At 60.1% G+C, this 11,535-nt stretch carries 12 protein-coding genes; all 12 read left to right on the forward strand.

Annotation, left to right across the window (positions count from 1 at the left end; all coding sequences use genetic code 11):
• Positions 1-20 precede the first annotated feature (20 nt).
• The 12 genes from exeD to ACE1BR_RS07530 all read left to right on the forward strand — a co-directional run bounded on the left by exeD (position 21) and on the right by ACE1BR_RS07530 (position 11,527).
• The gene (gene exeD, locus ACE1BR_RS07475) at positions 21-2,057 is read left to right on the forward strand and encodes a GspD family T2SS secretin variant ExeD (RefSeq protein WP_374868994.1); all 2,037 of its coding nucleotides are present in this window, start codon (positions 21-23) and stop codon (positions 2,055-2,057) included.
• Positions 2,057-3,562, forward strand: a complete 1,506-nt coding sequence (exeE, locus tag ACE1BR_RS07480) for a GspE family T2SS ATPase variant ExeE (protein ID WP_374868996.1) — start codon at positions 2,057-2,059, stop codon at positions 3,560-3,562. The genes exeD and exeE overlap by 1 nt, the downstream gene beginning before the upstream one ends.
• A 1-nt stretch (position 3,563) precedes the next feature.
• Positions 3,564-4,784, forward strand: a complete 1,221-nt coding sequence (gene exeF / locus ACE1BR_RS07485; RefSeq protein ID WP_374868998.1) for a GspF family T2SS innner membrane protein variant ExeF — start codon at positions 3,564-3,566, stop codon at positions 4,782-4,784.
• A gap of 97 nt (positions 4,785-4,881) precedes the next feature.
• Complete coding sequence (gene exeG, locus ACE1BR_RS07490) at positions 4,882-5,313, forward strand: GspG family T2SS major pseudopilin variant ExeG (protein WP_374869000.1); 432 nt, start codon at positions 4,882-4,884, stop codon at positions 5,311-5,313.
• A gap of 38 nt (positions 5,314-5,351) precedes the next feature.
• Positions 5,352-5,924 (forward strand): GspH family T2SS minor pseudopilin variant ExeH, encoded by a 573-nt coding sequence (gene exeH, locus ACE1BR_RS07495; protein ID WP_374869002.1) that lies wholly within the window; start codon positions 5,352-5,354, stop codon positions 5,922-5,924.
• Positions 5,921-6,280, forward strand: a complete 360-nt coding sequence (exeI, locus tag ACE1BR_RS07500; RefSeq protein WP_374869004.1) for a GspI family T2SS minor pseudopilin variant ExeI — start codon at positions 5,921-5,923, stop codon at positions 6,278-6,280. Before exeH ends, exeI begins: the two co-directional genes overlap by 4 nt.
• On the forward strand, positions 6,277-6,918 hold the full coding sequence (gene exeJ / locus ACE1BR_RS07505) for a GspJ family T2SS minor pseudopilin variant ExeJ (protein ID WP_374869006.1): 642 nt from the start codon (positions 6,277-6,279) through the stop codon (positions 6,916-6,918). The genes exeI and exeJ overlap by 4 nt, the downstream gene beginning before the upstream one ends.
• Entirely contained in the window at positions 6,908-7,915 is a 1,008-nt protein-coding gene (exeK, locus tag ACE1BR_RS07510; RefSeq protein WP_374869008.1) for a GspK family T2SS minor pseudopilin variant ExeK, read from the forward strand. Before exeJ ends, exeK begins: the two co-directional genes overlap by 11 nt.
• A 120-nt stretch (positions 7,916-8,035) precedes the next feature.
• Positions 8,036-9,220, forward strand: a complete 1,185-nt coding sequence (exeL, locus tag ACE1BR_RS07515) for a GspL family type II secretion system protein ExeL (protein WP_374869010.1) — start codon at positions 8,036-8,038, stop codon at positions 9,218-9,220.
• Entirely contained in the window at positions 9,217-9,708 is a 492-nt protein-coding gene (gene exeM, locus ACE1BR_RS07520; RefSeq protein ID WP_374869012.1) for a GspM family type II secretion system protein ExeM, read from the forward strand. Before exeL ends, exeM begins: the two co-directional genes overlap by 4 nt.
• Before the next feature lie 97 nt (positions 9,709-9,805).
• Positions 9,806-10,573, forward strand: coding sequence for a GspN family type II secretion system protein ExeN (exeN, locus tag ACE1BR_RS07525; protein ID WP_374869014.1), 768 nt, complete (start codon positions 9,806-9,808; stop codon positions 10,571-10,573).
• A gap of 636 nt (positions 10,574-11,209) precedes the next feature.
• Complete coding sequence (locus ACE1BR_RS07530; protein ID WP_033135185.1) at positions 11,210-11,527, forward strand: PTS sugar transporter subunit IIB; 318 nt, start codon at positions 11,210-11,212, stop codon at positions 11,525-11,527.
• The last annotated feature ends 8 nt before the right edge of the window (positions 11,528-11,535 follow it).

Here is an 11,535-nt window from a genome sequence, read left to right on the forward strand (position 1 = left end):
GATTTGGAGTCGTACCAATAATGACCACTAAAGGGAAAGGCTGGCGTCTGGCCACCATCGCTGCCGCACTGATGATGGCGGGTTCTGCCTGGGCCACCGAGTATTCGGCCAGTTTCAAGAACGCCGACATTGAAGAGTTCATCAACACGGTAGGCAAAAACCTCAATAAAACCATCATCATCGAGCCATCGGTGCGCGGCAAGATCAACGTCCGCAGTTACGATCTGCTCAACGAGGAGCAGTACTACCAGTTCTTCCTGAGTGTGCTCGACGTTTACGGCTTTGCCGTGGTGCCGATGGATAACGGGGTGCTCAAGGTGTTGCGCTCGCGGGATGCCAAAACCTCTGCCATTCCGGTGGTGGATGGCAGCAATCCGGGTTCAGGTGACGAGATGGTGACCCGGGTCGTACCGGTGCGCAACGTCTCGGTCCGCGAACTGGCGCCCCTGCTGCGTCAGCTCAACGACAACGCTGGCGGTGGCAACGTGGTCCACTACGAGCCTTCCAACGTGCTGCTGATCACCGGTCGTGCCGCCGTGGTCAATCGGCTTGTGGAAGTGGTCAATCGGGTCGACCGCGCTGGCGATCAGGATGTGGACATCATCAAACTCAAGTTTGCCTCCGCGGGTGAAATCGTGCGGCTGGTCACCAACCTCAACAAGGATGGCAACCAGCAGGGGGGCACCACCAGCCTGCTGTTGGCGCCCAAGGTCGTGGCCGACGAACGCACCAACTCGGTGGTGGTGAGTGGCGAGCCCAAAGCGCGCGCCCGCATTATCCAGATGGTACGCCAGCTCGATCGCGACCTGCAGAGCCAGGGCAACACCCGGGTCTTCTATCTGAAATATGGCAAAGCCAAGGACATGGTGGAGGTGCTCAAGGGGGTCAGCTCCAGCATCGAAGCCGACAAGAAGGGGGGCAGTAACGCCGCGGCCATGGGGGGTGGCGCCAGCATCGGCGGTGGCAAACTGGCCATCTCCGCCGACGAGACCACCAATGCCCTGGTTATCACCGCCCAGCCGGACGTGATGTCCGAACTGGAGCAGGTGATCGCCAAGCTCGATATTCGCCGCGCCCAGGTACTGGTAGAAGCGATCATCGTCGAAATGATGGACGGTGACGGCCTCGCCCTCGGCGTCCAGTGGGGCAATGCCAACGGCGGCGGCACCCAGTTCACCAACTCGGGCCTGCCACTCGGCGGTGCCATTGCCGCAGGCAAGGATTACCAGGATGGCAATTCCGATGGCGCCAAAGAGTTGCTCAAGGGCTTCAACGGCATGGCCGCCGGTTTCTATCACGGTAACTGGGCCATGCTGGCTACGGCACTCGCCTCCAACACCAAAAACGACATTCTCTCCACCCCGAGTATCGTCACCATGGATAACAAGGAGGCCTCCTTCAACGTCGGTCAGGAGGTGCCGGTTCAGAGCGGGTCACAGAGCTCCACCACCAGCGATCAGGTGTTCAACACCATCGAACGCAAGACGGTCGGTACCAAGCTGACCGTCACCCCCCAGATCAACGAAGGGGATTCGGTACTGCTTACGATCGAGCAGGAGGTCTCCAGCGTGGCGCAGACCCAGGCGACTGGCACCGCCAACCTTGGCCCCACTTTCGATACCCGCACCGTGAAAAACGCGGTGCTGGTCAAGAGCGGCGAGACCGTGGTGCTGGGCGGTTTGATGGATGATCAGACCAAGGAGCAGGTCTCCAAGGTACCGCTGCTCGGCGATATTCCGGTGCTGGGCTATCTGTTCCGCTCCACCTCCAACACCACCTCCAAGCGCAATCTGATGGTCTTTATCCGGCCCACCATTTTGCGTGATGCCGATGTTTATAGCGGCGTATCCAGCAACAAGTACTCCCTGTTCCGGGCAGAACAACTCAATGCCGCAGCGCAGGAGGGGTATGCCACCTCGCCCGCCCGTCAGGTATTACCCGCCTACGGTCAGGATGTAATGATGTCACCTGAGGTGCAACAGCAGATCCGCAAGATGCAGACCCAGCAGCAGAACGCCGTCAGTAGCACCACGCCGTTTGTGCAGAGTAAACCCTGATGAGTGCCTACCATCTCGATGGAAGCACCGGGCCAACCCCCCTGCCCGAGCTCCCCTTTGTCTTTGCTCGCAACTTCGGGGTGATCCTCACCGCGTGCGAGGGGGGGCCGGTGTTGCAGTGCCGCCCGGGTGTGACGCCACAAGCCTTGCTGGAAGTGCGGCGAGTAGCAGGTTGCAGCTTTACCGTCGAGCAGCTCGACAACGATGCCTTTGAAGAGCTGCTGATGGCCCACTACCAGCGCGACTCCTCCGAGGCGCGCCAGCTGATGGAAGATCTCGGCAACGAGATGGACTTCTTTGCGCTGGCCGAAGAGCTGCCGCAGAGCGAAGACCTGCTGGATGCCGATGACGATGCCCCCATCATCCGCCTTATCAACGCCATGCTGAGCGAGGCGATCAAGGAGGAGGCCTCCGATATCCATATCGAGACCTTCGAACGGGCGCTGGTGATCCGGTTTCGCATCGATGGGGTGCTGCGGGAGATCCTGCGTCCCCATCGCAAGCTTGCCTCGCTCTTGGTCTCGCGGATCAAGGTCATGTCGCGGATGGACATCGCCGAGAAGCGGGTGCCGCAAGATGGCCGTATCTCCCTACGTATCGGTGGCCGCGCCGTCGACGTGCGGGTCTCCACCATGCCGTCAAGCTACGGCGAACGGGTAGTATTGCGTCTGCTTGACAAGAACAACGTCCGTCTCGAGCTCAAGCAGCTCGGCATGACCAAAGCCAACCGCACCATCATCAGCGAGCTCATTCGCAAACCCCACGGCATTATTCTGGTCACCGGCCCGACCGGTTCCGGTAAATCCACCACCCTCTATGCGGCGCTCTCCGAGATCAACTCGCGGGATCGCAACATCCTGACGGTGGAAGATCCCATCGAATATGACCTCGAAGGGGTGGGTCAAACCCAGGTCAACAGCAAGGTGGACATGACCTTCGCCCGCGGCCTGCGTGCCATCCTGCGCCAAGACCCGGACGTGGTGATGGTGGGGGAAATTCGAGACCTGGAGACCGCCCAGATCGCGGTGCAAGCCTCGCTCACCGGTCACCTGGTGATGTCGACCCTGCACACCAACACCGCCATCGGCGCCATCACCCGGATGCGGGACATGGGGATCGAACCCTTCCTGCTCTCCTCCTCCCTGTTGGCGGTGCTGGCCCAGCGGCTGGTGCGCACCCTCTGCCCCGATTGCCGCGCGCCGCGCCCCATCACCGCACAAGAGCGGTTGGCAATGGGCATCGAACTGGCCCCCGACCAGCAGGTGTGGCGGCCGGTTGGTTGCGAACAGTGCAACCACACCGGCTACCGCGGTCGAACCGGTATTCACGAGCTGGTGGTGATCGACGAGGCTGTGCGTGAAGCCATTCACAGTGCCAGCGGTGAGCTCGCCATCGAGCGGCTGATCCGCAGCCATACCCCCAGCATCCGCCGTGACGGCATCGACAAGGTACTCAAGGGGCAGACCAGCCTCGAAGAGGTGCTACGCGTGACCCGGGAAGATTGAGATGGCGGCATTCGAATACAAGGCTCTCGACAGCAAGGGGCGCAACAAGAGCGGCGTGATGGAGGGCGACTCGGCCCGCCAGGTACGCCAGCTGCTGCGTGAACAGGGGCTCACCCCCCTCGAGGTGAACGAGACCACCGAGAAGGCGAAACGGGAAGCAACCCGCTTTGCCCTGTTTCGTCGCGGCGCCAGCACAGCCGAACTCGCCCTCATCACCCGCCAGCTGGCAACGTTGGTGGGCGCAGGTCTCACCATCGAAGAGGCGCTCAAGGCAGTAGCCGAGCAGTGCGAAAAAGCTCATCTGCGCAGTCTGGTGGCGACCGTGCGCAGCAAAGTGGTCGAGGGTTATTCACTGGCCGATTCGCTGGGGGCCTTTCCCCACGTGTTCGACCAGCTGTTTCGCTCCATGGTGGCGGCCGGTGAGAAATCGGGTCATCTGGAGAAGGTGCTCAACCGGCTCGCCGACTACACCGAACAGCGCCAGCATATGCGCACCAAGCTGCTGCAGGCGATGATCTACCCCATCGTGCTCACCTGTGTCGCTATCGGTGTCATCTCGATCCTGCTCACCGCCGTGGTGCCCAAGGTAGTGGCCCAGTTCGAACATATGGGCCAGCAACTGCCGGGCACCACCCGTTTTCTCATCGGTACCAGCGAGCTGATGCAGCACTACGGCCTCTGGTTCCTGCTGCTGATCTTTATCGGCAGCTTTGTCTGGCGCTGGTGGCTCACCGACGAAAAACGCCGCCGCCACTGGCATCAGGTGGTACTGGGACTGCCAGTGATTGGCCGGGTCAGCCGCGGCCTCAACACCGCCCGTTTTGCCCGTACCTTGAGCATTCTCAACGCCAGTGCGGTACCGCTGCTGGAGGGGATGAAGATCTCGGGCGAAGTGCTCTCCAACGACTTTGCCCGTACCCGGATCGGTGAAGCGACCGAACGGGTACGCGAGGGGACCAGCCTGCGCAAAGCGCTGGCCGAGACCAAAATCTTCCCGCCCATGATGCTGCACATGATCGCCTCTGGCGAGCAGAGCGGCGAGCTCGACAGCATGCTGGAGCGAGCGGCAGACAACCAGGATCGGGAATTTGAATCCCAGGTCAACATTGCTCTCGGGGTGTTCGAACCCATGCTGGTGGTCTCCATGGCCGGGGTGGTGCTGTTTATCGTGATGTCGATCCTGCAGCCGATCCTTGAACTGAACAATATGGTGAATCTGTAAGTTTCCGGTGTTCGGTGGCGCCGCTGGAGGCCCGTCGAACCCACCCAGTGATCACTCTCTGATGGGGCATCCCATCTCTTTCGTTACGGAGCAACTCATGAACAAACGTCGTCAATCCGGTTTTACCCTGCTGGAAGTCATGGTGGTCATCGTGATCCTCGGCATTCTGGCCAGTCTGGTGGTGCCCAACCTGATGGGCAACAAGGAGAAAGCTGACCAGCAGAAAGCGGTCTCCGATATCGTGGCGCTGGAAAATGCCCTCGACATGTACAAGCTGGACAACAACCGCTACCCGACCACCGAACAGGGTCTGGATGCGCTGGTGACCAAGCCGACCATCGATCCGGCACCACGCAACTATCGCGATGGCGGCTATATCAAGCGCCTGCCGCAAGACCCCTGGGGTAACCCGTATCAAATGCTGAGCCCGGGCCAGTTCGGCAAGATCGACATCTTCTCCATGGGGCTGGATGGTGAAGCAGGTACCGAGGATGACATCGGCAACTGGAACCTGAAGGATTTCCAATAAGCGATGCATTATCCTCGCACACTCCTTGAGCTGACTGCATGAAGCAGGCGTACTCCTCTCGTCGTCAATCCGGCTTTACCCTGCTGGAAGTATTGCTGGTCGCCATGCTGATGGGGCTGGTGGCCACCGCCGTCACCCTCAGCATGGGGGGCGCCAGGGGGGATCGGGAGCTGGACAAACAGGCGCGCCACCTGATGGCGACCCTGCAGCTGGCGCAGGAGTATGCGGTGATGGATGGTCGGCTGGTGGCCATTCGCATCGAGGATAACGGCTGGCAATTTATGCTGCGCCAGGCCAAGGATCGCAAATGGCAGGCGCTGGCCGGTGACAAGCAACTCGGTCCGGTGCAACTGCCCGACAATATGAAGCTTGCCCTTGAGCTGGAAGGCTTTGGCTGGCAGCCCGATCCTGATGAGAAAACCGAGCAAAATCGCGACGAGAAAGAGCGCACGCCGCAACTGCTCATCTTCCCCGGCGGCGAGCTGAGCCCGTTCGTGCTCACCTTTACCCAACAGGATGACGATGCCCGCTACACCCGCATCGTCAAGGGGGACGAGTTTGGCCGCCTGACCCTGCTCACCGGCGATGAAGATGAAGAGGTGTCCGAGTGAACGCCCGCGGTATGACCTTACTCGAAGTCATGGTGGCGCTGGCGGTCTTTGCCATTGCAGGCCTGGCGGTGATGAAAACCGCCAGCGAGCACCTCTCGGCTCTCAACTATCTGGAGCAAAAAACCCTGGCCACCTGGGTGGTGGAGAACCAGCTGGTGCAACAGAAGCTTGAACACAAGTGGCCCGGCGACAGCTGGGTGGAAGGGGACGAGCAGATGGCCGGGCAGACCTGGTACTGGCGCTATCGCGGTGTCGCCACCGCTGACAACAACTTCCGGGCGCTCGATATGGAAGTGCGCACCGAGGCCAAGGCCGAAAACTCGGTCGCCATGATGCGGACCTATATCAGCCGATGATCCCGAGCAACACCCGCGCCTCTCGTCACCGTGGCTTTACCCTGCTCGAAATGCTGGTCGCCATCGCCATCTTTGCCAGCCTCAGCATGGGCGCCTATCAGGTGTTGCAGGGGGTGCTCACCAGCGATGAGGTGGCCAAACGCAAAGAGGCGCGCCTCAACGAGTTGCAGCTCGCCTTCACCCTGCTGGAGCGGGATGTCACCCAGATGGTGCCGCGCAGTGGCCGCATCGAGGGGGAAAACAACAAGGTATTGTTGGCCGCCTCCCGCTTTGGCCAGCAGAGCGATGACTGGGGCATGGCTTTTATGCGCAGCGGCTGGCTCAACCCCGATGGCATGCTGCCTCGCTCCCATCTACAGCGGGTCGGCTGGCGGCTCAAGGATCAGAAGCTGGAGCGCTTGAGCTACCTCTATCCGGACCCGGTGATCGGTACCGAGCCGCGCATCCAGCCAGTGCTGGCTGGCGTCACGGCGTTTCGCCTCTACTTCTTCGACAAGGGCAGCTGGAAAGAGGAGTGGACCCAGCGCAGCGTACTGCCCTATGGGTTGGCGGTGGAGCTGGATCTGGAGGATTACGGCACTATTCGCCGTCAATTCCTGATCGGTGCCGGTGGCCAGAGGGCTGAAAATGGCAACTAGACACGGTCCCTCTCCCCATCGCCAGGGTGGCATGGCACTGCTGGTGGTACTGCTGATCCTGTCAGTGATGGTGATCATTGCCAGCAACATGAGCGGTCGTCTGCAGCTTGAGCTGCGCCGCACCGCCAACATTACCACGGGTAAACAGGCGTGGTGGTATGCCCTGTCGGCAGAGGCTCTGGTGAACAAGGTACTGGCGCAGGATTTCAAAGATGACCCCGAGGTGGTCAACCTCAGCCAGAACTGGGCCCGCAAAAATACGGTTTTTCCAGTGGACGATGGCTTGCTGCGAGGCGAGGTGATCGACCTGCAATCCTGCTTCAACCTCAACAGCTTGAGCGTCCCCTCCAAAGAGGGAAGCAACGGCGATGATCTGACGCAACAGCCTTATCCGGTACAGGTGTTTCGCGAACTGCTCAAACAGCTGGCGATGGATGATTACGAAGCGGCCCAGCTCACCGATGCCATCCGTGACTGGACCGACAAGGATACCGTGCTGGTCTCCAGCCTCGGCGCAGAGGACTCCTATTACGAAGGACTCAAGCCCCCCTATCTGACCGCCAATCAGTGGATGCTGGGCAAAGATGAGCTGCGCGCGGTGCGCGGGGTGACCGCCAGGGTCTATGCCAAACTGGCCCCCTACGTCTGCGCCCTGCCCAACGACAAGCTGAAGATCAATATCAACACGCTGATGCCCGAGCGCCCCGAACTGCTGGTCGCCCTCTATCTGGGCAAGATAGGGCTGGATGATGCCAAGCGGGTATTGAACGAGCGACCACAAAAGGGGTGGAAAGAGAGCAAGCTGATGACGGATCAGCTCGCCCCGCCCGATACGGTGAAAGGATTGAAAGAGGCGCTGGTGGTCAAAAGCGACTTCTTTGAAGCGCATATGGTGGCCGAAGTGGGCGATAACCGCGCCTGGCTCGAGACCCTGTTCCAGCGGGGCAAGGACAATAAACTGGTCATGCTGCGTCGCCTCAGTAGCGGCGCGGAATAAACAAGCGTTGGCGGGAGCACTTCCCGACAGGGCAAACTTTGGATGCAGCCTGCGGGCTGCGCACCGGTTGCAAGGGCACAAAGCTGACCTGCGCGAACCGGTATCGCAGGAGAGAGATGCGTGAGCGAAAGTCTGGTCATCCGACTGGGAACCAATCAACAACAACCGGTGGCCTGGCTGGTCTGGTCGAGTCAGGAGCAGGAGATCATCGCCTCCGGCACCCTGCCCTCGGCCACTGCGCTGACCGAGCTGCAGGAGCGGGCCGGTGGTCGCCCCGTGGTGACGCTGGTGCCGGGCAGCGATCTGATCTTCCGGCGCGTCACCCTGCCGGGGCGCTATAACCGCCAGTCGGCAGCCGCCCTCCCCTACCTGCTGGAGGAGCAGATCGCCTCCGACGTGGATGAACTCCACGTGGTGGTGTTGGCCCACGAAGGCCAGCAGGTGGATCTGATGGCGGTGGATCGGCAGAAGATGGGCGAGTGGCTCGGCTGGCTCGATGCCGCGGGCCTCAAAAGCCTGCAACTGCTGCCCGATGTGCTGGCGCTGCCTCAGGCAAGCGAAGGGTGGTCGGCCCTGCAGCTCGGCGAAGAGTGGCTGGTGCGCCAAAGCCCCTGTCAGGGGATCGTCGCCGATGAACCGCTGCTGGCCATGTTGCTGGCCACCGAAGCCGAACCGGTCACTATCCACAGCCATACCCCGCTGCCCGCCATCGCAACCGCCAACTGGCAGGCGGCAGACCCCGAATTGCCCATGCTGTTGCTGGCCAAGGGGGCGCTCAGCTGTCGCGCCAACCTGCTGACCGGCCCCTACCGGCCGCAGACCGAGTATGCCCGCTACTGGCTGCAGTGGCGCAAAGTGGTCATCACCGCAGGGCTGTTGCTGCTGGTGGCGCTTACCCAGCGCGGGGTGCAGCTCTATCAACTCACCGAGCAAGACAAGGTGCTCAAGGCGGAGATCCGTCAGGTCTACAGCCGCATCTTCCCGGGCGAGAGTCGCATCGTGAACGTGCGCAGCCAGATGACCCAGCACCTGCAACAGATGGGACAAGCCCCACAAAACGGTGTGCTGCTGATGCTGACCGAGCTGGCTCCGACCTTTGCCGAAGTACCCGGCCTCAAGCCGCAGGTGATGCGCTTTGACGCCAGCCGCCGCGAGCTGCGCTTGCAGGTCACCGCTCCCGGCTTTGCCGAGATCGAGCGGTTCCGCGAATTGGCAGGCAAGCGCTTTGAAGTGCAGCAGGGGGAGGTGCGCAGCACCGGGGGCAAGGTAGAAGGAGCACTGGTGCTCAAGGGTAAATCATCATGATGGAAAAATTGCAGAGCTGGTGGCATGGCATCACCGCACGGGAACAACGGTTGGTGGTGGCAGGGGGTGCCCTGCTGCTGATCGGCCTCTTCTACTGGAGTGTCTGGCAACCCATGACCAACCGTATCGCAGAGCGTGAGCGGCAGGTGCAGAACCAGCAACAGACCCTTGCCTGGCTCAAGGAAAAAGGTGAAGTGGTGTTGGCCATGCAAGGGGGGACGGGTCGTCAAATCGATACCAGCGGTACCCTTGAGGGGGTGGTCAACCGCACCGCCTTCAACCACAAGATCAAGATTGCCCGGCTGCAACCCCAGGCGCAGGAGCTGCAAGTGTGGATCGACACGGTCCAGTTTGATGATCTGCTGCTCTGGCTCTCCACCCTGGTGGAGCAGCACGGCATTCAAGTACAAATCGTCGAGATCGCCCGCGAGGATCTGGCCCCGGGTCTGGTCAAGGTCAGACGTTTGCAGCTGAGTCGCCCCCAATGAAACACCGCGTTGTAACTAGCCACTGGTTGCCGCGCTCTCATTTCCATGGAGCAGGGGTGCAGATCCGGGTCTGCCCTTTGCCGCTGAGTCGTTTCCTATGAAAAAAAATATCCTGATTGGCAGCCTGTTTCTGGCAGCCTATTTGATCTTTCTGCTGGCGACCCTGCCTGCGGCACTGGTAGCGCGCTATCTGCCACTGCCTGCCAACATCGCCAACCTGCTGAAACTGGAGGGTGTCAGTGGCACCCTCTGGAGTGGCCAGGTAGCCCGGCTGCAATATGCCAGCGAATCGGTGAGTCAGCTGCGCTGGGAGCTCAACGGCTGGTCGCTGCTGCGCCTCGCCCCCGAAGTGACCATTCGCTTTGGTGATCGCAACGGCCTCAACGGTCAGGGCACTGTCGGCTGGAATGGCACCGCCTTCGGCCGCGACCTGACTCTCAATGCTCCGGCACCCTGGTTGATGACGCGCATTCCGATGCCGCTCCCCTTCCCGGTCACCCTTACCGGTCAACTACAACTGAAAGTGGATCAGTTTGCCCAGGGCAACCCCTGGTGTGACAACCTCTACGGCAACCTCGACTGGTACAACGCCAGTGCCGATAGCCCAGCAGGCAAGCTGGATCTGGCCGACCCCGAGGTGAAACTCACCTGCCTCGACTCCAAACTGGTGGCCGAACTCAAGCAGAGCTCGGATGCCGTCCAGACCAGCGGTCGCCTCGAACTGCAACCCAATGGCCAGTACCTGTTCCAGGGTAATCTGAAGCCGGGGGCGGCACTGCCGGAACAGATGCAGCAAGGGCTCCCCTTCCTCGGTCAACCAGACAGTCAGGGGCGTTTCCCGCTGCGCTATCAAGGCCGGATCTAATTCACCATCCCACCGACCCCGGCGCTGCTCCGGGGTCGGCGCTTTCTTTCCTATCCCCTATCCATTGCAATCCTGTCCATTTCTCCCCTATTCGTTGCTATCTTGTCCGTGCCCTGTCCCGATATTGCTCGCCATGGCCCGCGTCGCTTGGCCATGGCACCACTTCCCTTATCACCATGACGATGCAATTCCCCCTCTTGTTCAACAGCCATTCAGGTCAATGAGATCTCACAGACTAAAAAACAAGCGCCATCATTTGGACGACTAAAACATCAATCAGGTTCTATTCAGTTTCAAATGCCTGGTGATGCCTGTTATTGATTCTCTATCTCACAGGAAAATAAAAACACATTACAAAAACCATAATCACCTGAAAAATAACAATAAAATTATGGAATAGATCTTGTAAAACCCCATTTATCACTCATTCCCCCGAAATCAACCATCAAGAAATGTGAACCACAACAAAACAGATGGTCAACCAAAGACGATCAATGTAACTCTCGAAATACCAGATGAAACCTATGAGTAGTTACAATGAGGTCAATTTCAGATGATTGATTTGTCTCGGCAGTGCGACAGACAACCATCTCGAACAATCCGTCTATCTGGTTTTCAAGCGTTGAGGGAATGGTTATGGAAAAGAAGCGTATCTACCTGTTTTGCTCTGCGGGCATGTCCACATCACTGCTGGTCTCAAAGATGAAGGCCCAAGCGGAAAAATATGATGTACCGGTGCTGATCGATGCCTACCCGGAGACCCTGGCCGGCGAGAAAGGGCAGGATGCCGACCTGGTGCTGCTGGGCCCGCAAATCGCCTACATGTTGCCGGAGATCCAGCAGCAGCTGCCGGGCAAGCCGGTCGAGGTGATTGACACCCTGCTCTACGGCAAGGTCGACGGGCTGGGCGTGCTGAAAGCAGCCGTCGCCTCCATCAAGAAGAGCCTCGCATAGGTAAGGAG

It is taken from the genome of Aeromonas sp. MdU4, assembly GCF_041929505.1.
Classification (GTDB): Bacteria; Pseudomonadota; Gammaproteobacteria; order Enterobacterales; family Aeromonadaceae; genus Aeromonas.